This window comes from Cognatishimia sp., from assembly GCF_049116455.1.
GTDB lineage: Bacteria > Pseudomonadota > Alphaproteobacteria > Rhodobacterales > Rhodobacteraceae > Cognatishimia.
On the sequence record NZ_JAGDYW010000001.1, the window covers coordinates 154067 to 179295 of the forward strand.

A 25229-nucleotide genomic window follows, 5' to 3' on the forward strand; every position below is an offset into this window, starting at 1 on the left:
ATCCAGCATGTCAGACACTGCGATTGAAATTCAGGTTCACGGTTCGCTGAGCAGTATTGCGGCTAGCGATTGGGATTCCTGCGCGCAATATGGCGCAAAGGCACGACCCACTGACCCCTTTACAACCTACCGCTTTCTGAAGGCTCTCGAAGACAGCGGTTCTGTTGGTCCGGGAAGTGGTTGGCAGCCGCAATATGTGACAGCACATGCAGGCCATGAAATGATTGGGGCCACACCGCTTTACGCAAAGGGTCATAGCCAAGGCGAATATGTTTTCGACCACAATTGGGCACACGCCTATGAAAATGCGGGCGGGCGCTACTATCCAAAGCTACAGATCGCGGTCCCTTTCACACCTGCCACCGGACGTCGTTTTCTCATCAAACCAGGGCACGCTGAAATTGGGCAAGCGGCTTTGATACAGGGAGCCATGGAAGTAGCTAAAACCAATCAACTTAGCTCAATTCACGCAACCTTTTGCACGGAAAACGAAGCTAAGATCGGTGAAAAATTGGGACTTCTTCATCGCACAGGGCAACAGTTTCACTGGATCAACCAATCCTATGGCAGCTTTGAGGACTTCCTCGGCAACCTTAGCTCCCGCAAACGCAAAAACATCCGCAAAGAACGCGCTCAAGCCAAAGCTTTTGGCGGGGAAATTCGTTGTTACACCGGTGAACAAATTCAGCCTCATCATTGGGATGCGCTTTGGACTTTTTACCAAGACACAGGAAGCCGAAAATGGGGCACACCCTACCTAACCCGCGCGTTTTTTGACATCGCGCATGATACATTGCGCAATGACATCTTGCTGGTGTTTGCCGAACAAGACGGGCAACCCATTGCCGGTGCCATGAACGTCATTGGCCAAGACACGTTGTTTGGCCGCTACTGGGGCTGCACCGAACACCACCCCTGTCTTCATTTTGAAATCTGCTATTATCAGGCCATCGATTGGGCCATTCGGCACGGCATTTCCAAAGTCGAAGCGGGCGCACAGGGTGAACACAAACTGGCGCGGGGTTACTTACCCGTGACCACACATTCTTTACATTGGCTCGCAGATCCCAATTTTTCCGATGCCGTCGCCCGCTATCTGGTGGCGGAACGCGAGGCCGTCGCTGAAGAGATCGAAGTCCTGACTGACTATGGCCCCTTCAAACGCGATGACCGCGAAGAGCAAGACTAATTAGCAAAACAAGTCCTTGTTTCACCTGTCCAAAATACTCTGGGGTGAAAGCGCATCGCGCTGAAGGACAAGGCCCCGCCTCCGAAATTTTCAACAAATTCAGCCCCACTTGCGAATCGATTAAGGCTTCGCCATCTAGGTAATGAATATTCATTATCTAAACAGATCGCAAATGCCTCGCCCGTCAAAAAATCAAATCGCCGAAAACATCCGCTGCGCCGTTGTCCGTGCCACAGCGTCCAAAGGCATCAGTGCTGTATCGATGGCGCATGTGGCTAAAGAAGCAAAAGTATCAGCAGGAACACTTTATCTGCATTTCGACAACAAAACCGACATGCTGCAGAAAACCTATATGCACATCAAACGCGACTTCTACGCGTCACTCATGCAGGCATGCACTGGCCAAGATACCGCAACAAAAGTGCGCCAATTCTGGATGGCAATGTTTGCCTACGTGCAAAAACAGCCAGAGGCCTTTTTGTTCATCGACAACACTGGTGCATTTCAAATCCTGTCGGAGACCCAAGCCAGTGAAACCCGCCTCCTGCAACAGGACATCACGAATGTTCTGTCTGCAGGCATACTGGATGGCACTTTGGCCGACCTGCCACTTAAATTAATGACCACTCTTCTGGTCTCCCCCGCCTTCATCATGGCCCGTACGGGCGCCATGGAGAACTCAACCTACACTCAAGCTGACCTTGATCTGACCTTTGAACGGGTCTGGCTTTCAATCTGCGCGACCACCTTTGAAACTGTCTAACTCTCTACTGGAATCCCTCATGTCTAAAGTCATTCTTGTCACCGGTTGTTCTACTGGTCTTGGTATTTCTATCGCGGTTCAAGCCGCACAAGCCGGTCACATCGTTTACGCAACAATGCGTAATCTCACAAAACGCGACGCCCTCGATTCAGCGGCGTCTGACGCTGGCGTGTCCCTAAACGTTCTGGCCCTTGATGTGCAAAGCACTGAAAGCGTGAATGCAGCTGTCGATCAAGTGATCACAGATCACGGCCGTATCGACGTTCTGATCAACAATGCAGGTGCGGGCTACGTGCGCACCACTGAGCAGGCGACTGAAGAAGAGATCAACTGGGTCATGGACGTGAATTTCAACGGCGTTGTGCGCGGCACAAAAGCCGTGATGCCACATATGCGCAAAGCGCGCAGCGGTCATGTGATCACAGTGAGCTCCGTTGGTGGTTTGGTTGGTCAGCCGTTCAACGAAATCTACTGCGCAGCAAAATTTGCAGTTGAGGGATACACCGAAGCGCTAGCATCATACGCAGGTCCGGCCTTTGGCATCCATTTCTCTGTTGTAGAGCCCGGCGGCATCGCGACCGAATTTGCGGCCAATGTTATGAAACAGGTCGAGGCGACAGGTGGCATGTTGGACGATGAATATCTACCACTTCTGCAAACCTATGTTGCCGGCGCGCAAAATCGCGCAGCGGATGGTCTTTATCAAACGGCTGATGAAGTGGCTGAGGTGATTCTGGATGTCATGAACGCAGAAAAGCCGCCGATCCGCAAACGAACGTCTGAATGGGCTGAAGGATTTGCATCACATAAGACATCTGGTGATCCGGATGGCAAAAAAGGTCAGAAATTAATCCAGACCTTCTTTATGGGCGCAGACACATAAGTGGAAAGGGCGGGGAATTTCCCGCCCTCTTCATAAAACAGCTCGAGACTTAGATCTTTTCAAGCAGTTCCTCGCCAGTTGTCAGGCTACACGCACCGGCTTTCTCCTCAAGGTTCAAAACATTCACGACCCCGTCTTCGGCCAGCAAAGCAAAGCGCTGGCACCGCTTAAAGAATCCTAGTTGTGGCACGTCAAAGGCCAGACCCAGCGCTTCGGTAAGTTCACTTTGCGGATCGGCCAACATCGTGACGCCGGACTCACCCGCTCCGGATTCTTGGTCCCAACGTTGCATTACAAATGGATCGTTTACGGCAATACAGATCACCTCCTCAACTCCCTTGGCCTTGAAGCCGTCAACGGTGCGCACGAAGCTTGGCAAATGCGCCCGATCGCAGGTCCCAGTAAAAGCACCCGGCAAACCAAAGAGCACAACCTTCCGACCTTTCGTCAGACTCTCAAGTTCGACAAATTGCTGGCCCTCTGAACCCATTGTTGAAAGGGTGGCGTTCGGCAAAGTGTCACCAACTGAAATCGTCATACCGCGTCTCCGTAATTGCGTTTCTTTCTTCAAAGGATATAGGGTGAGCGCTGAGAACGACAACGCTATTTATTGAGGTTTGCGCATGTCCCATGTGATTGTAATTGGAGCAGGCCAAGCTGGCGCATCCTGCGTCGCAAAACTGCGTAGCGAAGGGTTTGATGGTCAGATCACTTTAATCGGCAAAGAGCCAGCCTTGCCATACCAGCGTCCCCCATTGTCCAAGAAATATTTGCTGGGAGAAATGGACCTTGAGCGACTGTTTCTACGTCCCGAAAGCTTTTACGCACAAAACGACATCACCCTACGCCTGGGCCAATCCGTTGATCAAATCGATACCGAAGCACAGACCGTCTCTGTAGGCTCAGATACTTTGATCTATGACCATCTGGTACTTGCCACAGGCTCTGATCCGCGGCGTCTGCCTGCTTCGATCGGAGGCGCGCTTGGGAATGTATTTACGATGCGGGATTTGGCGGATGCTGATGCGATGGCTCACGCGTTTGAATCCGGCAAACACGTCCTAATCGTTGGCGGCGGTTATATCGGGCTTGAGGCAGCAGCCGTTGCAGCTGCTAAAGGATTAGAAGTCACTCTTGTCGAAATGGCAGATCGCATTTTGCAACGCGTTGCTGCGGCGGAAACCTCGGATTTTTTCCGCGATCTGCACAGCTCGCATGGCGTCGGTATTCGTGAAGGTGTTGGCCTGAAAACCTTGACGGGTGACGGCAACGTAACCGGTGCGACCTTGTCTGATGGCAGCGCATTGGCTGTCGATTTCGTGATTGTGGGTGTCGGTATCACTCCTGGCAGCGCATTGGCCGAAGCTGCCGGTGTGACCCTGAACAACGGCATCGAAACCAATGCCAAAGGGCAGACTTCTATACCTAACATTTGGGCCGCAGGTGACTGCGCCTCATTCCCATATCGCGGTGAACGCATTCGTCTGGAAAGCGTGCCCAACGCCATTGATCAAGCTGAAGTCGTGGCGCAAAACATCTTAGGGGCGGACAAAGAATATGTAGCCAAGCCTTGGTTCTGGTCGGATCAATATGACGTCAAACTGCAAATCGCTGGCTTGAACGCTGGTTATGACACAGTGATCTCCCGCAAGGGCGACGCGAACAGCCAATCGGTTTGGTATTACAAAGGTGATACGCTTTTGGCTGTTGATGCCATGAACGCGCCGCGCGACTATATGATTGGCAAGCGGCTGATCGAGGCGGGCAAATCGCCAGGCCCAGCGCTGATCCAAGATCCTGACACCGACATGAAAGCCTTGTTGAAAGCATGAGGATCATTGCCGGCCAATTCCGGGGAGTCGCGCTGGCATCGGTTGGCAAAGGCGATGCGGGCGCGCATCTGCGCCCGACAACCGACCGCGTGCGCGAAAGCCTGTTTAACGTCCTGCAAGGTGGCAAATTTGGCGATCCAATCACGGATGCGCGCGTTCTGGACCTATTCGCAGGCACAGGCGCGTTGGGGCTAGAGGCGCTTTCACGCGGTGCAGAACACGTGTGTTTCGTTGATGATGGTCGCAAATCTCAAAGCCTGATCCGCCAAAATATACAAATCACGCGCAGCAAACCTGCCACCCAGCTTCTGGCGCGCGATGCCGCAAGACTACCGATCAACAATGACGCGCCCTATAATCTGGTCATTCTTGATCCCCCATATGGCAAGGGTCTGGGCACCAAAGCTCTCCTGTCTGCGGCCTCTGGTGGTTGGATCGCTGAGGATGCTTTGATTGTATTTGAAGAGAGCTCACCGCAGCTGGCTCCAGAAGGATTCACCCTGCTTGATCAACGCAAATACGGTGACACTCATGTCACCTTTCTTGAGTATTCCACAGTCTAAATTCCGTTAACCCACGCGTTCATCACAGAAAATTTTGACCTTGTGACCCCGGCCGAAGCATTATGTGTTATGCTAACTTCAGGATCGCGGGCCACTCCGGAACTGATGATGACGGCCCGAGGACAAATCGCACTTTAATCGGGCGTATGTTGGTTCCGTGATCACGGCCTGCTTGAGACATCAAGGAGGAGAACATGGTTCAAACCATCGGCAACCCTTTGTCATGGGGGGCGCAAGCTCTCGGCGACGCAGGGCAAACAGCGGGCGAAGTCGCGATACATCTGGGCAGCCACGCCCAGGCAGAGCCCAAAATTCAAACCATCAATATCAACGACGTGCACGCGGCACTGTCGCTTGGCTGGCAGGATGTACTTCGGTTCCGAAGCGACGTGCTGGCCCTGGTCGTGATCTATCCGATGATCGGCTTCGCACTGACTTTCTTAGCCTTTGAACAGGCACTCTTGCCAATGCTCTTCCCAATGGCGGCAGGCTTTGCACTGCTTGGCCCAGTTGCAAGCATCGGCATGTATGAAATCAGCCGCCAACAAGAAGAAAGCGGCACCGCAAGCTGGGGGTCCGCTTTGTCAGCGCTCCGTGGCCGCGTGATCGGGCCGGTCATGATCTTGGGCTTGTTTATGCTCGGCTGGTTCATGCTTTGGATGGCTGCAGCTTTTGCAATCTATTCAATAACGCTTGGCCCCGCGATGCCCACGGGCACCTTTGCCTTCCTATCCGATGTCTTCACAACATCCGCCGGCTGGATGATGATCATCCTCGGCATGGGTGTCGGCGCCTTCTTTGCAATAATCGTTTTGTTTGTTTCCGCGATTGGTTTTCCAATGCTGATCGATCGACCGGTGGGACTGCCCATCGCCGTTGCAACCTCGATCAAAGCTGTCCGTCAAAACATGCGCCCAATGCTGGCCTGGGGCCTAATCGTTTCAGCGCTGCTGGCGCTTGCGACAATCCCGGTCTTTTTAGGATTAATCCTCGTATTGCCATGGCTCGGCCACGCCACATGGCACCTTTACCGGATGGTGATTTCCTACGAATGAACGGCACACGAAAAGGCAAAATGAAAGGGCGCTCACTTGGCGCCCTTTTGCATTAGCTTTGGTAGGTCGGGTGGAATGTCCCGGCGGGTGAGAGCGTAAAGATCTCAAACCCATCTGACGTCACGCCAATCGAGTGTTCAAACTGCGCAGACAAAGATTTGTCACGGGTGACAGCTGTCCAGTCATCAGCAAGAACCTTGGTCTCTGGGCGGCCAAGATTGATCATCGGCTCAATCGTGAAAAACATGCCTTCCTCAAGAACAGGGCCCGTACCCGCGCGACCATAGTGAAGAACATTTGGTGGTTCATGGAATTGTTGACCAAGGCCATGGCCACAGAAATCCCGCACCACGCTCATGCGATTGCCTTCGGCAAAGGTTTGGATTGCGTGACCAATGTCACCAAAGGTATTGCCCGGCTTCACAGCCTCGATGCCCTTCATAAGCGCATCATGGGTGATCTGGATCAAACGTTCCGATTTACGTGACAGTTTGCCTGCCACATACATCCGACTTGAATCGCCAAACCAACCATCCACGATGGTGGTTACATCGATATTCAGGATATCGCCGTCTTTCAGCTTTTTATCACCCGGAATACCGTGGCAGACCACGTGGTTCACAGAGATACAGCTTGCGTGTTGATAGCCTTTATAACCGATTGTCGCAGACTTCGCGCCTGCCTCTTCAACTTTTTCGGTGATGATGCGGTCAATCTCACCGGTAGTTTGGCCCGGGAAAACATGCTCCGCGATTTCATCCAAAATCCGTGCAGTCAACTGACCTGCAGCACGCATGCCTGCAAAATCCGCGTCCTGATAGATTCTGATCCCGTCGCGGGTTCGTCCTGCCTTACCGATCATAAGGGATCTCCACATTCTCAAAGTCCTCCTTACTTAGGATGGTTTCTGAAAAAGAACCAGAGGGGCGCTAACGAATAAATGGCAAGGATTTTCCAACCAAAATTCCTTGCGGAGAAATCTGGCAATCGTAGGCCATAACCTGAACACCCGCAGCGCGCGCCACATCAAACGCAGCAGCATAGGTGGGGTCAATGTCATCCGCCAAAACCACATGATCGCAATCCGTGCGCTGCACCAAATAGAACATCATCGCCTCATGACCTTGGCGCACAACCTCAGTCAATTCGAAAAGATGCTTAGTTCCGCGCGCAGTCACACTGTCGGGAAATTCGCCCTTGCCTGCCACACGCGACAAAGTGACGGATTTCACCTCAACATAAAGATCGGGTGCTCCGTTCTTGGTGAGTAGGAAATCAACACGGCTGTTTTGTCCAAATTTCACCTCGGGCCGGACGGTATCATAATGTGCAAGCTCTGGGATCTCCTTGGCCAATAGCGCGGCCTTCAAAGCGCGGTTCGGCACAGAGGTATCAACACCAGTAAAATGTCCATTTTCGTGATCCACTAGACGCCAGCCGTATTTCAGCTTTTTCTTAGGATCGTCATTTGGCTCTAGCCAAATACGAATGCCTGCATCCTTCAGACCCAACATCGAGCCCGGGTTCGCACAATGGGCGGTGATCTCGCTTCCATCCTCTAACGTGGCATCCGCGAGAAACCGTTTGTAGCGGCGGATCAATTTGGCGGGGATAAGATCTTGTGAAAACTGCATGGGATTTGACTATCCTGCCGTTGAACATTTTCAAAGAAATCTATTCTCTTCTTCCAGTACGTAGCGTTGGTTCATCGGCTTTTACCTTGTCTCCTTCCGCTCGCCCGCTAAGTTGCCGAAGACAAGGAGACCAGAATGCCAAACCCAATCGCAGCAATGATCGTCATCGGTGACGAAATCCTCTCTGGGCGTACCCGCGACGCCAATATGCATTATCTTGCAGGGCAGCTGACGGAAATGGGTGTGGACCTGAAGGAAGTTCGCATGATCAGTGACGATGCGCGCATCATTACTGAGACTGTCTCAACACTATCAGCGTCTTATGATCACGTGTTCACTTCAGGCGGCATTGGCCCTACGCATGACGACATCACAGCTGATTGCGTCGCAGCAGCCTTTGACCAGCATATCGACGTCAGAGATGACGCGCGCGCGCTTTTGGCTGCACATTACGAAAAAACCGGCCGAGAATTGAACGCTGCCCGCCTTCGTATGGCCCGCATTCCCGATGGCGCGACTTTGATCGACAACCCAGTCTCGATTGCACCCGGGTTTACGATTGAAAACGTTCATGTAATGGCCGGCGTACCGTCAGTGTTCACCGCAATGGTGGCGAGTATTTTGCCCACAATCACGGGCGGAGCTCCGCTATTATCCGCCTCTCTCAGAATCGAACGAGGTGAAGGCGACATTGCTGGCCCTCTTGCAAAACTCGCTGAAGACTTTGAAGATCTCTCAATCGGATCTTATCCATTTCAAGACAATGGCGTCTATGGCGCAAACATCGTGGCTCGCGGCACTGACCAAAGCCGCATCGACGCTTTGATGGCTGAACTAAAGGAGGTCTTTGCGTGACTCTCCCGAGCATCCAAACGCTTTACGATGTCTGCGAGCAAACCTGGCCCTGTGCAGCTCAGTTTGAGGCGGGTGGCTTTACCATTCGTGACGGAAAAGGGGGCGGTAAACGAGTTTCTGCTGCAACATTGAACGGAGCGCTTGAAGACGCGAAGTTTGACGACGCTGAAGCCGCAATGACCACCTTAAACCAACCTATGTTGTTTCAATTGCGTGAGGGCGAAAATGAGCTTGATACGCAACTGGAAGCCCGGGGATATCAGATCATTGATCCAGTCAATGTCTATGCGGCAAAAGCAGAGATACTGGCAACGGAATTACCTCCTCGCACAGTGGCAATTCCTGCCTGGGAACCCCTGCAAATCATGAAAGAAATTTGGGCCGAAGGCGGTTTAGGACCTGAGCGCGTCGAGGTCATGATGCGCGCTAACGTGGTCAAAACAGGTTTCATCAGCCGTTGGAACGATCATCCCGCCGGAACGTCTTATCTGGGGATGCACCAAGGGATCTCTATGCTGCACGCACTTGAGATCAAACAAGAACAGCGCCGCAATGGATTGGCCCGCTGGGCCATGCGCCGTGCGGGGTTTTGGACTCTGGAAAACGGAGGGCATACGGTTTCAGTGATTTGTGTCAAAACGAACAAAGCGGCCAATGCGCTTTATCAATCGCTCGGCATGTCACTTATTGGTTCCTATCACTATCGGATCAAAGAACCATACGGCTGACCCGCACAGAGTTGCATCCCCTTATAGGCTCGCGCATACAGAACATTATGAAGACCCTCTCTGCGCTGATACTAGGCCTTTATATGCCCACCGCCTCTTTGGCTTTGGAACTGGCGATGCCGGAAGGCAGCATCTTGGCCTTTGATGATATCGTGGAACAGGGCAGTTACGCGCTCCCTGATGGGCCTTATCTGGACGATGCTTTATCTACACGCCAAATCAATGGGTATGTCTCTCGACAAGCCTGGCACCTATCAGGCGATGGTGTCAGCAGCGAACAACTGATTGCGCCACTACGCAGCCAACTTGAAGCGGCCGGATATGGCATTTTGCTTGATTGCGACGCCGCCAGCTGCGGTGGATTTGATTTTCGCTTTGCAACCGATGTTTTGCCCGCACCAGATATTTTTGTGGATCTTGTGAACTATCGGTTCATCTCTGCAATGCGGGAAACCAGCAATGGGACATTTGCTGTTTCCGTACTCGCCAGCCGCTCTGATGTTCAGGGCTACACGCAATTGATTGCGGTACAGCCTGGCAATGCGGCTGATCCGTTGGAAATCAGCGAAGCCAATCAAGGTGCTCCGGTTGTGCCAGCGCTGCAAATACCAGCGGATGTTTCGGACGTGGTTAAAACGCTCCAATCCACGGGGCACGTGGTTCTTGGGGATCTGGCTTTTGAAACTGGATCAGCAAATCTGGCTGCGGGGGCCTTTGCATCGCTGAAAGCCATTTCTGATTTTCTAAACGCCACACCTGAAGCGCGCATTTCCTTGGTTGGTCATACCGACAACATTGGAAGCCTTGAGGGCAATATTGCTTTGTCAGAAAAGCGCGCGAATGCGGTCAGGCAACGGCTCGAGCAAGATCATGGTATCGCGGCCGAACGAATAGAAGCGCGCGGGGTCGGGTACCTCTCCCCGGTGGCCTCAAACCTGACCGACGAAGGTCGTACCGCCAATCGACGTGTCGAGGCGGTACTGTTGGCTGACTAACTCCTAGTTCCCGCCTAAAATGCCACGCAGCAGCTGTTCCAATACATTTTCACGATTGTTCGGGCGCTGAGGCGGCAAGGGCTGAGGTTTCGCTTTAGGCGTAAATGAAGGCAAAGCAGATGGGGACATGCCGTCTGTGACCCGCAGCATCACTTCCTTCCAGATTTCCGCAGGCAAACCACCACCTGTCACTCCAGTCAAAGGTGTGTTGTCGTCGTATCCCATCCAGACACCCGCCACATAATCCGCCGTAAATCCAATAAACCATGCGTCTTTAGAGGCGCTGGTTGTGCCGGTCTTACCAGCCACCTGCCACCCGGGCAGCTGTGCCCGTGAGCCGGTCCCTTCCGAGACAACTTTGGACATCATATAGATCAGCTCGCGCGCGGCCCCTTCACTAATCACACGTTCCCCGATACCGCCACCGCTGCCCATCAAGGGTTCATTGTCGCCCTGAAGCTTTAGCTCGACCAAACCAAATGGCGTCACCGAAGAGCCACCATTTAGGATTCCAGCATAGGCCCCAGTCATTTCAAGCAATGAAGATTCAGAGGCACCCAAAGCCAAAGCTGGACCATCCGCAAGATCACTGGCGATCCCAAAATCACCCGCGACTTTGCGCACATTATCTCGGCCAACGGACTCAGATATCTTAACGGCCGGAATGTTTAGTGAGTTCATCAGCGACCACTCCAGAGAGACTTCTCCGTAGTGTTTGTTGGTATAGTTGCGCGGACACCACTCCCCTGACCCCGGAATGTTCAAGCAATAAGGTGCATCAAGCACGGTGTCCTGGTGGGAATAGCCAAGCTCAAGCGCAGTTGCATATACAAAGGGCTTAAAGGCCGACCCAGTTTGACGTTTGGCCTGAACCGCCCGATTGAATGCGCCCGACACTTTTGACTGGCGACCGCCAACCATGGCACGCACCGCACCATCGGCTGACATAACCACAATCGCTGCTTCGGCTTTCGATCCTTCGCGAACTTTGTTTTCAAAGACCCAAGCCAAACCTTCCTCTGTGGCTTGCTGGATGCGCTGATCCAGAGTGGTCGAGATGATCACGTCTTCGGTGGTATTGTTCGTAAAGAACTCTGGGCCCGTCGACATGACCCAATCCGCAAAATACCCACCCGCCTTAGCCTGCGCGGCCTCTGACAAAGTGGCCGGATTATCCTGCCACTTTGTGGTCAATGCGTCAGACAAGAACCCTTGATCATTCATCAAGCGCAACACTGTCGCCGCGCGATCCTGCGAGCGCTTCAGATTGCTGGTGGGTGCAAGTCGGGATGGCGCGGTCAAAAGCCCAGCAATGGTCGCTGCCTCAGCTGGGTTCAACGCAGCAGCGCTTTTACCAAAATATCTTTGTGCTGCTGCCTCGGCACCATATGCCCCGCCACCCATGTAGGCGCGGTTGAGATAGATCGAAAGGATATCGTCCTTGGAATACTTGGCTTCCATCGCCAAAGCATAAATCGCCTCTTTGAGCTTGCGCGCCATGGATCCACGGCGGCAATCGGCAACATAAGCCGCTTCGCTCTCCCATTGGTCTTTGTCAAACTCAACACCCAAACAAAGGAGCTTTGCAGTCTGCTGGGTAATCGTCGAGCCGCCGTGACCAGACAAAGGCCCGCGCCCTTCACGCAGGTTGATGCGCACAGCTGATGCTACACCCCGTGGGCTAACCCCGATGTGGCGGTAAAAACGTTTGTCTTCGGTCGCAATCACCGCGTTTTTAAGATGTTCAGACACCGATGTGGCTGTGACTGCGCCACCAAATTGATCTCCCCGCCACGCAAACACATCGCCATTGCGGTCGCGCAAGACCACAGAGCCTTGTGCGCGCCCATCAAGCAAGTCGTCCAAAGCCGGTAGAGACGCATAGACATAGGCGACCGCCAAACCGACGATCAAAGACACAACCATCGCGCTGCGCCAAGTGATCTTCCAGATCAGGGCAAAAACCCAACGGATCAGATTGATGAAAAACCCAAGAATCCCTGTCCGCTTTTTCGCAACGGTCCGCCGTGCAGCACCGCGCGCACGGGTTTTCTTTGGCTTCGGATTCGGCTTTGGCTTGGCCTTGCGTTTCGTCGCAGCCTTACCGCCGTAGCGTTTCTCCGCCACCAAAGGTGGTTTCTTTCGTCTGGAATCAGTCATTGCGATGTCTGCCCGAAATCGTCTCTTTTCGCGCATTCTAACGAAGAGCTCACCAAATGTAGAGCCGATCTTACGGTTAAAATCCCTTCTCTTAACGCACAACTTTTAATCAAAAGCAGTCTTTTGTGCAAAAATTGTGCGTTTTAACCCTATAGAAAGCCCAAAAATCCCGCGTTTTGCTTCGTTTTCAGCCCTTCAGGCGATTTTCTGCCGCTGCATCGGATTGATGGCCGTCTCCCGGCCGTCTGCATTCAGAAAAGGGGAAACGGGTGAAACTGATTATTGCAACAATCAAGCCATTCAAGCTTGAAGAGGTTCGTGAGGCGCTGACAGATATCGGCGTACGCGGCCTTATGGTGACCGAGATCAAGGGCTTTGGTGCTCAGTCTGGCCACACAGAAATTTACCGCGGTGCGGAATACACCGTGAACTTCGTTCCGAAAGTAAAGCTAGAGCTGGTCGTGGCGGAAGCCATGGTCGAGCAAGTTGTCGAGACCATCTCAGGCACCGCACGCACTGGCAAAATCGGTGACGGTAAAATCTTTGTTCTGGATGTGGCGCAGGCTGTGCGCGTTCGGACCGGCGAAACCAACGAGGATGCGCTGTAAGCGCGCGCTTGGGAAAAGGATACAACCAATGAAACTCGTTCAAAAAATTGGTCTAGCCGCTGCGCTGACCACCCTGCCAACTTTTGCACTGGCTCAGGACGCTGCTCCTGGCTTTGACGAAATTGGCCCATATATCATGACAACCCTGCTGTTCTTGGTCGGTGGCTTCCTTGTGTTCTGGATGGCAGCTGGCTTTGCAATGCTCGAAGCTGGTCTTGTGCGCTCTAAGAACGTTGCGATGCAGCTGACAAAGAACATGGCGCTCTTTTCACTAGCCGCGATCGCTTACTGGCTGATCGGCTTTAACCTGATGTACCCAGGTGATGGCTGGTTGATCGGTGGCTGGCTCGGTCCGTTCTTCTCTGTGACATCGCTGGAGCCAGTTGGCCTTGCAGCGGGTGACGCAGCACTGGATTACGCATCCGCTGGTTCTGACTTCTTCTTCCAGCTGATGTTTGTTGCGGCGACCGCATCCATCGTTTCCGGTACCGTTGCTGAGCGTATCAAACTGTGGCCATTCCTGATCTTCGTGATCGTTCTGACTGGCGTTTTCTACCCGATCTCCGGTTCCTGGCAGTGGGGCGGCGGCTGGTTGTCCGAAGCAGGCTTCTCTGACTTCGCTGGCTCCACCATCGTACACTCTGTAGGCGGCTGGGCAGCTCTGACAGGCGCAATCATCCTGGGTCCACGTCTGGGCAAATACAAAGACGGCAAAGTCTTCCCAATGCTCGCGTCTAACCTGCCTCTGGCAACACTGGGTACATTCATCCTGTGGCTCGGTTGGTTCGGCTTCAACGGCGGCTCTCAGCTGGCGATGGGCACAGTAGGTGACGTAACTGACGTATCCCGCATCTTTGCAAACACCAACATGGCAGCGGCATCTGGCGCAGTTGCAGCCCTGATCCTGACACAGGTTGTGTTCGGCAAGGTTGACCTGACCATGGTTCTGAACGGCGCGCTGGCGGGTCTCGTATCCATCACTGCTGAGCCTCTGGCACCATCCCTGTTCGGCTCTCTGCTGATCGGTGGCGTAGGCGGCGTGATCGTAGTCTTCGCGGTTCCACTTCTGGACAAGCTGAAGATCGACGACGTTGTTGGTGCGATCCCTGTTCACCTCTTCGCAGGTATCTGGGGCACAATCGCAGTGGCCTTCTCTGGCTCCGCAACACTGGGTGCACAGATCACAGGTATCCTCGCATACGGTGTCTTCACAGTCGTAGCTTCCGCAATCCTGTGGTTCATCCTGAAAGCGACAATGGGCATCCGCGTCTCTGAAGAAGACGAGATCAACGGCCTGGATAAAGCAGAGCTGGGTATGGAAGCATATCCTGAGTTCTCCAAAGGCTAAGTCCTAAGGACGTAAAACATCTGAAAGCCCGGGGCATATTGCCTCGGGCTTTTTGTTATAGAATTGTCGTAAGCAGTTTTGGGTGTCTATGTAGTGACAATGCGAAAGGACACATAATGGAAACCACCATCTTCCAAGCCGAGGAACTGGCAGCACAGCTCAAAGAGCGTGGATCACTGGTGATCCGTACCATTGCCATGCCAAGCGATACCAACCCCTCGGGGGATATCTTTGGTGGCTGGCTCTTGGCGCAAATGGATTTGGCGGCTGGCAATATGGCAGGTCAGATCGCCCGTGGTCGCTGTGCCACGGTAGCCATCGAAGGTATCCAATTCGTGCGGCCTGTGCATGTTGGTGATGAAGTCACGATCTATGCGAAGCTGGTAAAGCTAGGCCGTTCTTCGATCACCATGGACATCCAAGCCTGGGCGCGCCCGCGTGATGCAGCGCATTCGGAAAACGTGATTAAGGCCAAGTTCATCTTCGTCGCAATTGACGAAGACGGAAACTCGCGCGCCCTGCCAGAAAACGCGCAGGAGAATTTGGTTTATACGCGGCTACCGAAGTCTTAAACGAACTCGATCAAATCCCAAAGGTTGCCGTAAAGGTCTTTGAACACGGCAACCGTCCCATAGCTTTCAGTTTTCGGCTCGCGGGTGAATTCCACACCGCGCTCTTTAAAAAGATGATGATCCCGCCAGAAGTCATCAGTCTGCAAAAAGAACGTCACACGGCCACCAGTTTGATCCACGATGAAGTCATGCTGCCGCGGGTCGCTCGGGCGGCCCAGCACAACCGAGCAACCGTTGCTTCCCTTAGGGCGCACAACCACCCACCGCTTATCTTGGTCTGGCTGATAGCTGTCCTGCAGCAGGTCAAATCCCAAGGTTCCTACAAAAAAATCTATTGCCTCGTCGTAGTCTCGAACAACCAGTGTGACGTGAACCAAATTGTGCTGCAAGGTGAGCCTCCCTTTCTCTTCATATCAAGCCGTAAAACAAAGAAAAGCCCGAGCATCGCTCGAGCTTTCCCTGCGCGCGTCGGGGACACGCATCGGGGTGATCTGGGGATTTGGGCATGGCCCATCACCACCGCAAGCCTTTCGCACCTGTTATGATGATACGGACGGCGCCTTTGGTTCCGTCGCAAAAAGAAAAGGCGCCCCGATACGGAGCGCCTTTGCAATACAATCAGATGTGTTGGGTTACACGCCCGCGTCGATGATCGCTTTTGCCAGAACAGGTACGGTCTGCTTGTTCAGACCTGCGATGTTCATGCGACTATCGCCAACCATGTAGATACCCGCATCCACGCGCATTTTCTCAACCAGCTCCGGTGTCGTGCCGATTTGGCTGAACATACCGCGGTGCTCGGCAATGAAACCAAAGCGGTCAGAGCCAGACAGTTTTTGCAACTCGTCTGCAAGCTGCTGACGCAGCTCGAGCATGCCCAAACGGATCTCTTCCAGTTCAGCCGCCCAATCAGCGCGCAGCTCTGGATCGGTCAGGATCGTGGTCACAACGCGCGCGCCGTGATCCGGCGGAAAGGAGTAGTTCTGGCGGTTCAGGAAGTTCAGGTTCTGCTGAACAATCGGTGTTTGCGCCGCATCATCAGAGATCGCCATCAGGATACCTGTACGTTCACGATACACACCGAAGTTCTTAGAGCAGCTTGCCGCGATCAAACCTTCTTTGATCGAAGACGCTACCAAGCGGGTCGCCGCAGCGTCTTCGTCCAGACCATTGCCAAAGCCCTGATAAGCGATATCGATCATCGCAATCAGACCCTTTTCGTTGATCAGATCAACGACGGCTTGGAACTGTGTGATGTTCAGGTTTGCACCCGTTGGGTTGTGGCAGCAGCCGTGCAGCAGAACGACGTCGCCTGCGTTCGCCTGGGCGAGATCCGCCAGCATGCCTTCAAAATCAACCGCTCGGGTTTCGGTGTCAAAATAGCGATAAGCAACGGTCTCGATGCCCACATATTTCAAGATGGATACGTGGTTTGGCCAAGTTGGATTAGACACAAACACGCGCGCATTTGGATTGGCTAGCTTTACCAGCTCAAACGCCTGACGCACAGCGCCAGTCCCTCCCGGTGTTGCCGCAGCCGCGATATTTTCGCGTGCAACGCTATCACCCAGAACCAGATCAATCATGGCATCTGCAAAAGCAGGATCACCCGCCAAGCCAACGTAGCTTTTGCTGGTTTGTTCTGCGACCAGACGGCGTTCTGCTTCTTTCACAGCGCGCATCACAGGGGTCACGCCCTCTGCGTTCTTGTAAACACCGACACCCAAATCGACTTTTTGGTCGCGCGGGTCTTCCTTGAATTTGGTCATCAAGGCGAGGATTTTGTCAGCGGGCTGAGATTTCAGGTTGCCGAGCATGATTAGGCTTCTCCAGTGGCAATTGGGACGGTTGGGAAGGCACCCCATTCGGTCCATGATCCATCGTATAGCGCATGGTCGGTTTTGCCGAACCGTTCCATGGCCAAAATCAAAATCGCAGCGGTCACACCTGAGCCGCAGCTGGTGATCGCAGGCTTCGCCAGATCGACGCCGGCTGCCTCAAAAATGGCGCGGGTCTCTGCTGGCGATTTCATGGTTTGATCTGCGTTCAAAAGGCTCGCGAATGGCACGTTTCGAGCATTCGGGATATGCCCGGCGCGCATTCCTTCGCGCGGCTCGTCGACTTCACCGCGGAACCGTTCTCCGGCACGGGCGTCAACAATCGCATAGTCCTGCAACTTGGAAGCATGTGACACCTGTGTGACGTCTTTCACCATGTCGCCACGATAGGTCACAAACATATGTCGATCACGGATCACCGCTGGATCAGAGGTCACTGGTCGCTTTTCTGCGATCCATTTCGGCAATCCACCATCCAATACCGCGACATCGTCATGTCCCATAAGCTTAAACAGCCACCAAACCCGCGGTGCGGAAAAAATGCCTTTGCGATCATAGACAACAACCTGATGCCCATCGCCAACGCCCATTGCCCGCACACGTGACATGAACTTTTCAACCGGCGGCACCATATGAGGCAGATCAGAGCGCAAATCAGCGATTTCATCGAGATCGAAAAAACGGGCTTCAGGGATATGCTCGGCTTCGAACTCCGCCTTTGGATCACGACCCTCTGCGGGCATAAACCAAGAGGCATCCAGAATGCGAATGTCTGGATCATTCAAGTGCTCTGCAAGCCATTGGGTGGAGACCAATGTTTTCGGATCATTCTGCGCCATGTCGGACCTCGATTTCGCAGTTCGTGACCTGCCTACATCCGCCGTTCAGCAGAGGCAAGGCCGAGTGCTGTGATAGCATCATCTAGGGCACATATTTGAAGGTATTCATACGAATAATGTGCTGAAATCGACTCTGCTCCAGAAAAGCGGATCAAGTGCTACCGCCCTGCGTGTTTCACAGTGTTGTGACCATGCAGTGAAAGTTTGTCCAAATGTTAAATAATGAGGTAATATGTATCAATTCCTCGAATCGAGGACACGCAATACGAGTGCCAGGGAGTTATGAGTGCCCCCATGCTGTTCAATCGGCATGGGGTTTATTTTTTACTCACCGTGCCGCAGCAAACGCTGCTTTTGACGGCCCCAATCCCGCTTTGCTTCGGTTGCACGCTTGTCGTGATTCTTCTTGCCTTTGGCGATGCCAACCTTCAGTTTCACAAAGCCCTTGTGATTGAAGTACAGCACCAGCGGTACAATCGTCATACCTTTGCGCTGAGTGTCGTTCCAAAGCCGCGCCAATTCGCGCTTGCTGACCAGCAACTTACGGCGGCGGCGCTCGACATGGCTGAACATGGCGCGCTCATAGGGCGCGATATAGCTGTTCACCAACCACAATTCACCATCTGCAACTTCCGCATAGCTTTCTGCAACATTGGCCGAGTTCTCGCGTAGGGATTTCACCTCGGAGCCCGTTAAAATGATCCCGCATTCAATGTCATCTTCGATGGCATAGTCAAACCGTGCGCGCCGATTTTCGGCGATCACCTTATAATTCGGATCTGATTTATCTTTCTTGGCCATAGTCGGGTTTGCTTACAGGTTGCTTGAAACCCTGTCCATCGGATTCACCGCCTCCAGATAAGAGGCGATGATCCACGTTCAAGACCCTATTGATCTAACAAGCGACCGCCATAAGGGTTATCGATCACCATTTTCCAACTGCCATCTTCTTGACGGCGCGCAACAGCCACGGACAGCCCTCCACCTGCGATTTCCTGACCGTCTGGCAGAGTACCTGTCATGGACCAAGGTGAGATATGCAATGCAATATCGCCCTGAACAATTACCTCATGCCCAGAATAAGAAAATTCAGGATTAACAGCCGCGAACTCCTTAAAGGCACCTTTAATCGCTACGAAGTCGCTGGTCTCAACTCCCGGTTCGAACATAATTGTCGCCGATGGTTCGTATGTGGTCATCACCGCGTCGATGTCTTTCGCTTCAAAAGCTGTTGTCATGGATTCGATTAGATTTAGGACGTTAGTTTGTTCAGCGTTCAATTTGCTTTCTCCTGCAAAAGTTGAAGTTGTCGACAGCGCAAGCGCCATCAGCCATGCGGCTGCATGTTTCATCGTGTTTCCTTTGGTTTTAGGTGGGGTGGGTTAGCCGGGAAGTCCCGGCGGGTTGACGATGCGCAGCACATCAGATGCGATGTCGCGCCCCGTATGAAGCGGGCCGGTGGCCTGCTGTAATTTCTTCGAGATCAGGGCCGCATTGGCCTGCTCAGCCATCGCCTCAGTTTCAGAAAAACTTGGTGCGAGCGCAAAAGTCGGCTCATTTTGCCCGATCCGACCCTGCTCGGTCGCAGCTTTCACCCGACGCGGGCAGTGGCACGTCGCCGTTTTAGAGGCGAGGCCGCAGGCACGGGCAGTGAACTCTTGTACCTTTTGCCGAGCCCGCGAAAGCCGTTGTCTGTAGGTCGCGGGTGTGACCTCCAAAACTTCAGCGGCAGGCGCATGCTCCATGTCCAGAATTTCACCCAGCACATAAGCAGCACGGTGATTGGCATCCAAACACAAAAGCATAGCCATGGTGCATTTCAGCCGCAGCTCATTAAGAGCAACCGCATCTACTGCATCCGGTGTATCGTCGGATAACCCGCTTAGAAGGTCATTTTCAAAGGCTGAAAAGTTAAGGCCTGGGTCCGCAGCGCGGACCTTTTTCGCCGTTAGCAAATGGTTCATCGCAACCCGATAGACCCAAGTTTCAAATTTGCTTTCGCCATTAAAAGTCGACAACTTGGTCACGATGCGCAGTAAAATATCCTGAGTGGCATCCTCAGCCAAAGACACATCCGCCATCATGCGCAAAGCCAAGCGATGCACTTGATCTTGAATAGAGCGCACAATGGCCTCCAATGCATTCGCATCACCTTGCTGCGCTTTTTGAACTGTTTTCAACATGCCTATCTCCTGAAGCCTATATTGAGTTAGACAGCGCCGCATGGGAATGTGTGACAAAGAATTTTAAAAATTCGGAGATTTTTATGCCGATGCCCTGGACTTACCGTCACTCACATCGCGAATGGCGTGCGTTTTTAGACGATGTAATGAGTCAAATGTCTCCGCAAACCGACAATACCACTTACACAGCCATTCAAGGTGTTCTGCTCGTGTTCAGACGACGGTTAACCCCGCAACAGGCTTTAAAATTCGCGACGGTTTTACCCACCGTGCCCCGAGCAATATTTGTTGAAGACTGGAATGTGGATGATCCTATATTGCCGTTCTGTGATCGCGAAACATTAACGGCAGAAGTAAAGTCACTCAGACCTCACCACAACTTGACCCCTGATAATGCGATCGAGGCCACCGCCTATGCGCTTTGGCGATCGGTTCAACACCGGGATCTAAACCGTGTTTTGCAATACCTTGGGCCCGACGCTGAATCCTATTGGAAAGTTAATGTGAGCGATCCGCAAGAGCTTGCGCAACGGATCGTTTGATCAAAAATGCTCAGCGAATTCCGCAACAACCTGTTCATAAACCGTCCGCTTAAATGGCACGATGTTGTCCACCAATTCATCAACCGGCAACCAACGCCACTCAGAAAACTCTTGGTGATCGACCTGAATGTTCACCTGATCGTCTGATCCGTGAAAGCGCATAAGGAACCACTTTTGTTCCTGCCCGCGAAAGCGACCCTTCCAGATCCGTGGCACGATGTCATGTGGTAGGTCATAGGCAATCCAACCATCTGTCTCAGCAACCAAAGTCACCAAATCTGCTGAAACACCGGTTTCTTCTTCAAGTTCCCGCAGGGCGGCTGTCGTTGCGTTCTCACCCTTATCGATCCCACCTTGCGGCATCTGCCATGCAGGGACCTCGCTATCCAAACGCTGACCGACAAAGACGCTGCCATTTGCATTCATCAGCATTACGCCAACGTTTTTACGATACGGCAATTTGGCAATCTCTTCGGGGGTCATCGTGTGCTCCTGTATTTGTCTGCGTTAAAGCAGGCCCATCGCAAGGCAGCAAGCCCCGCATCTTGTTCCAAACACCACAAAAAACCCCTCCCCCTGTGGAAGGAGGGGCCACAGGCGCAAGCAATACGCCAAGCATCCACATCAGTGGGGGCTGTCAGACTTTACTCACCCGGAGCCAAGGCAGACAGTCCTTTCAGGATATCGATCGCATAGGCCAACTGATAGTCATCTTCACGCAATTGCGCTGCTGCTTCTGCCGCCGCACGATCATCTTCAATCTGACGTATCTCGTCTTCAGACAGGCTGTCATTGTTCAGACTGCCTCGCAGGTCAGCTTCGGAACGGTTGCGACGCGCGTCTTCCTCTTCGGTCTCGCCTGGACGACGGCGTGGCTGCTCCACCACGATGTCCGGAGAAACACCCAGCGCCTGAATCGAACGACCTGATGGCGTATAATAACGTGCTGTTGTCAGACGCATTGCACCTTCACCGCGCAGCGGCATCACGGTCTGAACAGAGCCTTTACCGAAGCTTTTTGTACCAACCACAATCGCGCGGCGATGATCCTTCAGGGCACCCGCAACGATTTCGGACGCAGAGGCCGAGCCACCGTTGATCAGAACCACCAAAGGCTTACCGTCGATCAGATCACCCGGTGTAGCGTTGAACCGCTCACCATCTGACGCATCACGTCCACGGGTCGAGACAATTTCACCCTTTTCAAGGAAGGCATCGGATACGCGGATCGCCTGGGTCAACAGGCCGCCCGGGTTGTTGCGCAGGTCCAGAACCAGGCCGTTTACGTTATCCAGACCACCGGCAGCTTCGATTTCCTTTTCAATACCTTCTTTCAGGTTAGGATAGGTTTGATCGTTAAACGTTGTCACGCGCATCACCAGTGTGTCGCCTTCACTACGCGCGCGAACAGCTGTCAGCTTGATGGTGTCGCGAATGATGGAAACATCAAACGGCTCAGACTCACCCTCGCGGGCCACTGTAACGATGATCTCAGAACCCACAGGGCCCCGCATCAACTCTACAGCCGCATCCAAAGTCAGACCCAAAACGCTTTCACCATCTACGTGGGTGATAAAGTCGCCCGCTTCGATGCCTGCTTCGTCAGCAGGTGTGCCATCAATCGGAGAAACAACCTTTACGAAGCCTTCTTCTTGTGTGACCTCAATGCCGAGGCCACCAAATTCACCGCGTGTTTGCTGACGCATTTGCGCCGCGTCATCAGGGGCCAAATACCCGGAATGCGGATCAAGTGAGGTCAGCATGCCATTGATGGCCGCTTCAATCAGATCGCCTTCGTCGACTTCTTCCACATATTGCGCACGGATGCGTTCAAAGATGTCGCCAAACAAATCCAGCTGCTCATATACGCTAGCCTGACGATCGCTTTCCTGCGCGATCAGCGGTCCCGCAATCTGAGTTGTCGCCAAAATACCGGCCAATGTGCCGCCCAGCGCTGCAACGACGAATCTTCTCATCTTCATCCATCCTTATTGGTTTGGAACCAATCCTCCGGGTTAATCGGAGTCTTGCCCTGTCTGACTTCTATATAGAGCGTTTCTGAACGCTCCTGACCAGTGCCTTCACTGGACTGTGAAAGAATGGCATCGATCGTAGGATCATTTCCGCCCATTAGACCCACCGGCGCACCACTTGCAACCACTTGTCCAACGTCGCCATAGACGCTCGCGAGGCCGGCAAACACAAAAAGCAGCCCCGGTTGCGGTTCAAGCACCATTACGTTTCCAAAATCCAAAAGCGGACCACGGTATCGTATTGTCGCTGCTGCCGGAGAGGTCACCAATGCATTCGGACGCGTGGCCAGAACCAGCCCCGGTCGCGCCAAACCTGCAGCATCAGCTTCACCCGGCCTGCGTAAGATTTCGGCCTGAACGGGCAGTGGCAAAGCCCCTTTACGATGTGAAATATCTGGTAGTGGCGAAATGCCCTCGGGTTCGGGCGCCATCTCGGTCAACCCGCTGGCGAAACCTTCCAAGGTTTCGGTCGACGCGATCAAAAGCGCAGTCTGAACCGGATCTTCGGTAAAGCGTTGCGGCAAATCAGTGCGATCAGAGATCGCCTTAGCCAATTCGATCCGCGCTGTTTGCGCGCCTTCAAGGCCTTCGCCCAGCGTGTCGGCTGCACTTTGCTGCAACTCCCGCAGAATGCGCACTTCGGTCAAGAGATCCCGAAGCTTGGCCGCCTCACTGTCCATCGCAGGCGTGACATCAGCCAAGATCATCCCGGCGCGTACTGTGCCCTCTGGCCCTTTCGGATGCAGCAGCATCGTTGGGCTTTCAACGCGCCCAACGGCTTGAAGCACCCCCAACAAACGCGCGATCTCAGCCTCTTTGGATTTCAACTGCTGATCCAATTGTTGCTCGCGGATCGCTGCGCGGCGTAGACCTTCCCGCAAGGATGCCAAACCATCTTCATAAGCGTGAATGGTTTGCGTCAATGCCTTCACTCGGTTGCGTGAAGTCTTGGCTTTGGTCAGTGATAACGATGCTTCTTCAAGCTTGGCCGCCGCCGCGCGCGCCGCCGCTGAGGCATCAACCTCAGCAGACACCGGAAAAGCGCATAACACTAGCGCAACAAGGCAGGCGGCTAATCTCATCGCGCTATCAAGCTTTCACCCGTCATTTCACCCGGTTGAGAAATCCCCATCAAATCCAGCAGTGAGGGTGCCAAATCGGCCAGACGTCCTGCTTTCAAGCTTGCACCTTCAGGGCCATTCACCAGCACAACAGGTACCAAATTTGTCGTATGCGCCGTATGCGGACCTTTGGTTTCAGGGTTGATCATGACTTCGCAATTACCGTGATCCGCGGTGACAATCATAGTGCCCCCGACCTTTACCAACGCGTCCCGTACTGCGCCCAAACCTTGATCCACTGCGGCACAAGCCGCCATGGCGGCTTCAACATCCCCAGTATGCCCGACCATATCCGGGTTGGCATAATTGGTGACGATCAAGTCATAGCCTTTCTCAATCGCCGCCACGAATTGCTCCGTCACCTGCGCAGACGACATCTCTGGCTGCAAATCATAGGTCGCCACTTTCGGGGACAGAGGCATAAAGCGATCTTCACCTTCTGACGGTGTCTCTTCACCGCCGTTCAGGAAAAAGGTTACATGCGGGTATTTTTCAGTTTCTGCGAGACGGAACTGCGTTTTGCCCTGCTTTGCAACCCACTCTCCAAGAGTATTCACAATTGCCTTTTTCGGATACGCTGAGGTCATGAATTTCACGTGTTCATCCGAGTAATCCACCATTCCAAGCATGGTCATGGGAGGACGTGCACCGGTATCAAAGGCCTCAAATCCCGGCTGACCAATGGCTGCCAGAATTTCGCGCGCTCGGTCGGCCCGGAAATTCAGGCAGAAGAACCCATCGCCTTCTTTTGCCCCCGCATATTCACCGATCACAGTCGCCTTGATGAACTCGTCGCTTTCGTCACGCGCATATCCATCTTCGACAGCCTGCGCCGCATTTGACGTTTTTAGACCATTTGCAAAGATCATCGCGTCATAGGCTTCTGAAACCCGCTCCCACCGATTGTCGCGATCCATCGTCCAATAGCGACCAATCACCGTCCCAACGGAGGCATTTGCAGGCAAGGCAGCTTCCAAAGCCGCCAAATATGGCAGGGCTGATTTCGGGGCAACATCACGACCATCGGCAATCGCATGAACAACCACGGGCACACCTCGATCTGTCACCGCCTTCACAGCTGCAATTATATGGCTGAGATGCCCATGCACACCACCGTCAGAGACAACGCCCATCAAATGCGCGGTGCCACCGGAGATTTTCAATTTTTCCACAAAGGCGACGATCTCTTGGTTTTCAAAAAACGACCCTTCTTCGATGGCCAGATCGATCTGGCCCAGATCCATCGCGACCACACGGCCTGCGCCGATGTTGGTATGACCCACTTCTGAATTGCCCATTTGTCCAGTTGGCAGGCCAACATCCGGTCCATGAGTAATCAAAGTCGCATTCGGACAGCCTGCCATCATGGCATCAAAATTCGGGGTATCCGCCAGCACAGGCGCGTTTCCTTCAGTGGAGTCTGAAAGACCCCAGCCATCAAGAATACATAGGACAACAGGTTTTGGGGTGCTCATGAGGATCGCTCCG

Annotated in this window: 27 protein-coding genes; 13 read left to right on the forward strand and 14 right to left on the reverse strand. The window is 53.3% G+C overall.

Annotation, left to right across the window (positions count from 1 at the left end; all coding sequences use genetic code 11):
- Positions 1 to 7 precede the first annotated feature (7 nt).
- From JXQ85_RS00775 to JXQ85_RS00785, 3 genes are all read left to right on the forward strand, one after another.
- Positions 8 to 1189, forward strand: a complete 1182-nt coding sequence (locus JXQ85_RS00775) for a GNAT family N-acetyltransferase (protein ID WP_421746941.1) — start codon at positions 8 to 10, stop codon at positions 1187 to 1189.
- Between the two features lie 172 nt (positions 1190 to 1361).
- The gene (locus JXQ85_RS00780) at positions 1362 to 1952 is read left to right on the forward strand and encodes a TetR/AcrR family transcriptional regulator (protein WP_421746942.1); all 591 of its coding nucleotides are present in this window, start codon (positions 1362 to 1364) and stop codon (positions 1950 to 1952) included.
- Positions 1953 to 1971: 19 nt separating this feature from the next.
- On the forward strand, positions 1972 to 2835 hold the full coding sequence (locus tag JXQ85_RS00785; RefSeq protein ID WP_421746943.1) for an SDR family oxidoreductase: 864 nt from the start codon (positions 1972 to 1974) through the stop codon (positions 2833 to 2835).
- 49 nt (positions 2836 to 2884) lie between these two features.
- On the opposite strand, the gene JXQ85_RS00790 is transcribed toward JXQ85_RS00785, so the two are convergent.
- Complete coding sequence (locus tag JXQ85_RS00790; RefSeq protein WP_421746944.1) at positions 2885 to 3373, reverse strand: peroxiredoxin; 489 nt, start codon at positions 3371 to 3373, stop codon at positions 2885 to 2887.
- An 85-nt stretch (positions 3374 to 3458) separates the two neighbouring features.
- Here JXQ85_RS00790 and JXQ85_RS00795 point away from each other — a divergent pair, with 85 nt between their 5' ends.
- The 3 genes from JXQ85_RS00795 to JXQ85_RS00805 all read left to right on the forward strand — a co-directional run bounded on the left by JXQ85_RS00795 (position 3459) and on the right by JXQ85_RS00805 (position 6285).
- Positions 3459 to 4667 carry an NAD(P)/FAD-dependent oxidoreductase gene (locus JXQ85_RS00795; RefSeq protein WP_421746945.1) on the forward strand — a complete coding sequence of 403 codons (1209 nt, stop codon included), beginning with the start codon at positions 3459 to 3461 and terminating at the stop codon, positions 4665 to 4667.
- Positions 4664 to 5230, forward strand: a complete 567-nt coding sequence (gene rsmD, locus JXQ85_RS00800; RefSeq protein WP_421746946.1) for a 16S rRNA (guanine(966)-N(2))-methyltransferase RsmD — start codon at positions 4664 to 4666, stop codon at positions 5228 to 5230. The genes JXQ85_RS00795 and rsmD overlap by 4 nt, the downstream gene beginning before the upstream one ends.
- Before the next feature lie 194 nt (positions 5231 to 5424).
- Entirely contained in the window at positions 5425 to 6285 is an 861-nt protein-coding gene (locus JXQ85_RS00805; RefSeq protein WP_421746947.1) for a DUF2189 domain-containing protein, read from the forward strand.
- Positions 6286 to 6337: 52 nt separating this feature from the next.
- On the opposite strand, the gene map is transcribed toward JXQ85_RS00805, so the two are convergent.
- Both map and sfsA read right to left on the reverse strand, forming a co-directional pair.
- Positions 6338 to 7147 carry a type I methionyl aminopeptidase gene (gene map / locus JXQ85_RS00810; RefSeq protein WP_421747456.1) on the reverse strand — a complete coding sequence of 270 codons (810 nt, stop codon included), beginning with the start codon at positions 7145 to 7147 and terminating at the stop codon, positions 6338 to 6340.
- A 67-nt stretch (positions 7148 to 7214) separates the two neighbouring features.
- A complete protein-coding gene (sfsA, locus tag JXQ85_RS00815; protein ID WP_421746948.1) occupies positions 7215 to 7919 on the reverse strand; it encodes a DNA/RNA nuclease SfsA in 705 nt (234 codons plus the stop codon).
- A 135-nt stretch (positions 7920 to 8054) separates the two neighbouring features.
- On the opposite strand from sfsA, the gene JXQ85_RS00820 reads away from it, so the two are divergent.
- The 3 genes from JXQ85_RS00820 to JXQ85_RS00830 are packed head-to-tail and all read left to right on the forward strand — an operon-like array spanning position 8055 to position 10497.
- Complete coding sequence (locus JXQ85_RS00820; RefSeq protein WP_421746949.1) at positions 8055 to 8774, forward strand: competence/damage-inducible protein A; 720 nt, start codon at positions 8055 to 8057, stop codon at positions 8772 to 8774.
- A complete protein-coding gene (locus JXQ85_RS00825) occupies positions 8771 to 9502 on the forward strand; it encodes a GNAT family N-acetyltransferase (RefSeq protein ID WP_421746950.1) in 732 nt (243 codons plus the stop codon). Before JXQ85_RS00820 ends, JXQ85_RS00825 begins: the two co-directional genes overlap by 4 nt.
- 47 nt (positions 9503 to 9549) lie before the next feature.
- Positions 9550 to 10497: an OmpA family protein gene (locus JXQ85_RS00830; RefSeq protein WP_421746951.1), complete on the forward strand. Its 948-nt coding sequence runs from the start codon at positions 9550 to 9552 to the stop codon at positions 10495 to 10497.
- Positions 10498 to 10500: 3 nt separating this feature from the next.
- Here JXQ85_RS00830 and JXQ85_RS00835 read toward each other — a convergent pair whose 3' ends face one another.
- Positions 10501 to 12657, reverse strand: a complete 2157-nt coding sequence (locus tag JXQ85_RS00835; protein WP_421746952.1) for a transglycosylase domain-containing protein — start codon at positions 12655 to 12657, stop codon at positions 10501 to 10503.
- Positions 12658 to 12926: 269 nt separating this feature from the next.
- Here JXQ85_RS00835 and JXQ85_RS00840 point away from each other — a divergent pair, with 269 nt between their 5' ends.
- The 3 genes from JXQ85_RS00840 (at position 12927) to JXQ85_RS00850 (ending at position 15185) form a co-directional block, all read left to right on the forward strand.
- Positions 12927 to 13265, forward strand: a complete 339-nt coding sequence (locus JXQ85_RS00840) for a P-II family nitrogen regulator (RefSeq protein ID WP_421746953.1) — start codon at positions 12927 to 12929, stop codon at positions 13263 to 13265.
- Positions 13266 to 13293: 28 nt separating this feature from the next.
- Positions 13294 to 14613, forward strand: a complete 1320-nt coding sequence (locus JXQ85_RS00845) for an ammonium transporter (RefSeq protein ID WP_421746954.1) — start codon at positions 13294 to 13296, stop codon at positions 14611 to 14613.
- A 116-nt stretch (positions 14614 to 14729) separates the two neighbouring features.
- A complete protein-coding gene (locus JXQ85_RS00850) occupies positions 14730 to 15185 on the forward strand; it encodes an acyl-CoA thioesterase (protein ID WP_421746955.1) in 456 nt (151 codons plus the stop codon).
- Here the strand turns inward: JXQ85_RS00850 and JXQ85_RS00855 are convergent.
- From JXQ85_RS00855 to JXQ85_RS00880, 6 genes are all read right to left on the reverse strand, one after another.
- A complete protein-coding gene (locus JXQ85_RS00855) occupies positions 15182 to 15574 on the reverse strand; it encodes a VOC family protein (protein ID WP_421746956.1) in 393 nt (130 codons plus the stop codon). The genes JXQ85_RS00850 and JXQ85_RS00855 overlap by 4 nt on opposite strands.
- Positions 15575 to 15817: 243 nt before the next feature.
- Positions 15818 to 17002 carry an aromatic amino acid transaminase gene (locus tag JXQ85_RS00860; protein ID WP_421746957.1) on the reverse strand — a complete coding sequence of 395 codons (1185 nt, stop codon included), beginning with the start codon at positions 17000 to 17002 and terminating at the stop codon, positions 15818 to 15820.
- 2 nt (positions 17003 to 17004) lie between these two features.
- The gene (gene sseA, locus JXQ85_RS00865; RefSeq protein ID WP_421746958.1) at positions 17005 to 17862 is read right to left on the reverse strand and encodes a 3-mercaptopyruvate sulfurtransferase; all 858 of its coding nucleotides are present in this window, start codon (positions 17860 to 17862) and stop codon (positions 17005 to 17007) included.
- A 324-nt stretch (positions 17863 to 18186) separates the two neighbouring features.
- Positions 18187 to 18663 (reverse strand): SsrA-binding protein SmpB, encoded by a 477-nt coding sequence (smpB, locus tag JXQ85_RS00870; RefSeq protein ID WP_421746959.1) that lies wholly within the window; start codon positions 18661 to 18663, stop codon positions 18187 to 18189.
- Between the two features lie 86 nt (positions 18664 to 18749).
- Positions 18750 to 19214 carry a YybH family protein gene (locus JXQ85_RS00875; RefSeq protein WP_421746960.1) on the reverse strand — a complete coding sequence of 155 codons (465 nt, stop codon included), beginning with the start codon at positions 19212 to 19214 and terminating at the stop codon, positions 18750 to 18752.
- Between the two features lie 30 nt (positions 19215 to 19244).
- Complete coding sequence (locus JXQ85_RS00880) at positions 19245 to 20045, reverse strand: RNA polymerase sigma factor (protein ID WP_421746961.1); 801 nt, start codon at positions 20043 to 20045, stop codon at positions 19245 to 19247.
- A 50-nt stretch (positions 20046 to 20095) separates the two neighbouring features.
- Between JXQ85_RS00880 and JXQ85_RS00885 the strand changes: the two genes are divergently transcribed.
- Positions 20096 to 20587 carry a DUF2267 domain-containing protein gene (locus tag JXQ85_RS00885; protein WP_421746962.1) on the forward strand — a complete coding sequence of 164 codons (492 nt, stop codon included), beginning with the start codon at positions 20096 to 20098 and terminating at the stop codon, positions 20585 to 20587.
- Here the strand turns inward: JXQ85_RS00885 and JXQ85_RS00890 are convergent, their stop codons facing one another.
- From JXQ85_RS00890 to gpmI, 4 genes are all read right to left on the reverse strand, one after another.
- A complete protein-coding gene (locus tag JXQ85_RS00890; protein WP_421746963.1) occupies positions 20588 to 21070 on the reverse strand; it encodes an RNA pyrophosphohydrolase in 483 nt (160 codons plus the stop codon).
- A 161-nt stretch (positions 21071 to 21231) separates the two neighbouring features.
- Positions 21232 to 22563 (reverse strand): S41 family peptidase, encoded by a 1332-nt coding sequence (locus tag JXQ85_RS00895; protein ID WP_421746964.1) that lies wholly within the window; start codon positions 22561 to 22563, stop codon positions 21232 to 21234.
- A gap of 2 nt (positions 22564 to 22565) precedes the next feature.
- Positions 22566 to 23702: a murein hydrolase activator EnvC family protein gene (locus JXQ85_RS00900; RefSeq protein WP_421746965.1), complete on the reverse strand. Its 1137-nt coding sequence runs from the start codon at positions 23700 to 23702 to the stop codon at positions 22566 to 22568.
- Complete coding sequence (gene gpmI / locus JXQ85_RS00905; RefSeq protein ID WP_421746966.1) at positions 23699 to 25216, reverse strand: 2,3-bisphosphoglycerate-independent phosphoglycerate mutase; 1518 nt, start codon at positions 25214 to 25216, stop codon at positions 23699 to 23701. Before gpmI ends, JXQ85_RS00900 begins: the two co-directional genes overlap by 4 nt.
- Between the last annotated feature and the right edge of the window lie 13 nt (positions 25217 to 25229).

Excerpts from the sequence above, each read along its gene's own strand:
- JXQ85_RS00860 (WP_421746957.1), bottom strand. The coding sequence starts at position 17,002 with ATGCTCGGCAACCTGAAATCTCAGCCCGCTGACAAAATCCTCGCCTTG.
- JXQ85_RS00895 (WP_421746964.1), bottom strand. The coding sequence starts at position 22,563 with ATGAGAAGATTCGTCGTTGCAGCGCTGGGCGGCACATTGGCCGGTATT.
- JXQ85_RS00820 (WP_421746949.1), top strand. The coding sequence starts at position 8,055 with ATGCCAAACCCAATCGCAGCAATGATCGTCATCGGTGACGAAATCCTC.
- JXQ85_RS00790 (WP_421746944.1), bottom strand. The coding sequence starts at position 3,373 with ATGACGATTTCAGTTGGTGACACTTTGCCGAACGCCACCCTTTCAACA.
- JXQ85_RS00805 (WP_421746947.1), top strand. The coding sequence starts at position 5,425 with ATGGTTCAAACCATCGGCAACCCTTTGTCATGGGGGGCGCAAGCTCTC.
- JXQ85_RS00795 (WP_421746945.1), top strand. The coding sequence starts at position 3,459 with ATGTCCCATGTGATTGTAATTGGAGCAGGCCAAGCTGGCGCATCCTGC.
- JXQ85_RS00850 (WP_421746955.1), top strand. The coding sequence starts at position 14,730 with ATGGAAACCACCATCTTCCAAGCCGAGGAACTGGCAGCACAGCTCAAA.
- JXQ85_RS00780 (WP_421746942.1), top strand. The coding sequence starts at position 1,362 with ATGCCTCGCCCGTCAAAAAATCAAATCGCCGAAAACATCCGCTGCGCC.
- JXQ85_RS00880 (WP_421746961.1), bottom strand. The coding sequence starts at position 20,045 with ATGTTGAAAACAGTTCAAAAAGCGCAGCAAGGTGATGCGAATGCATTG.
- JXQ85_RS00835 (WP_421746952.1), bottom strand. The coding sequence starts at position 12,657 with ATGACTGATTCCAGACGAAAGAAACCACCTTTGGTGGCGGAGAAACGC.
- JXQ85_RS00900 (WP_421746965.1), bottom strand. The coding sequence starts at position 23,702 with ATGAGATTAGCCGCCTGCCTTGTTGCGCTAGTGTTATGCGCTTTTCCG.
- JXQ85_RS00830 (WP_421746951.1), top strand. The coding sequence starts at position 9,550 with ATGAAGACCCTCTCTGCGCTGATACTAGGCCTTTATATGCCCACCGCC.
- map (WP_421747456.1), bottom strand. The coding sequence starts at position 7,147 with ATGATCGGTAAGGCAGGACGAACCCGCGACGGGATCAGAATCTATCAG.
- smpB (WP_421746959.1), bottom strand. The coding sequence starts at position 18,663 with ATGGCCAAGAAAGATAAATCAGATCCGAATTATAAGGTGATCGCCGAA.
- JXQ85_RS00890 (WP_421746963.1), bottom strand. The coding sequence starts at position 21,070 with ATGACCCCCGAAGAGATTGCCAAATTGCCGTATCGTAAAAACGTTGGC.
- JXQ85_RS00845 (WP_421746954.1), top strand. The coding sequence starts at position 13,294 with ATGAAACTCGTTCAAAAAATTGGTCTAGCCGCTGCGCTGACCACCCTG.
- rsmD (WP_421746946.1), top strand. The coding sequence starts at position 4,664 with ATGAGGATCATTGCCGGCCAATTCCGGGGAGTCGCGCTGGCATCGGTT.
- JXQ85_RS00875 (WP_421746960.1), bottom strand. The coding sequence starts at position 19,214 with ATGAAACATGCAGCCGCATGGCTGATGGCGCTTGCGCTGTCGACAACT.
- sseA (WP_421746958.1), bottom strand. The coding sequence starts at position 17,862 with ATGGCGCAGAATGATCCGAAAACATTGGTCTCCACCCAATGGCTTGCA.
- JXQ85_RS00785 (WP_421746943.1), top strand. The coding sequence starts at position 1,972 with ATGTCTAAAGTCATTCTTGTCACCGGTTGTTCTACTGGTCTTGGTATT.
- gpmI (WP_421746966.1), bottom strand. The coding sequence starts at position 25,216 with ATGAGCACCCCAAAACCTGTTGTCCTATGTATTCTTGATGGCTGGGGT.
- JXQ85_RS00775 (WP_421746941.1), top strand. The coding sequence starts at position 8 with ATGTCAGACACTGCGATTGAAATTCAGGTTCACGGTTCGCTGAGCAGT.
- sfsA (WP_421746948.1), bottom strand. The coding sequence starts at position 7,919 with ATGCAGTTTTCACAAGATCTTATCCCCGCCAAATTGATCCGCCGCTAC.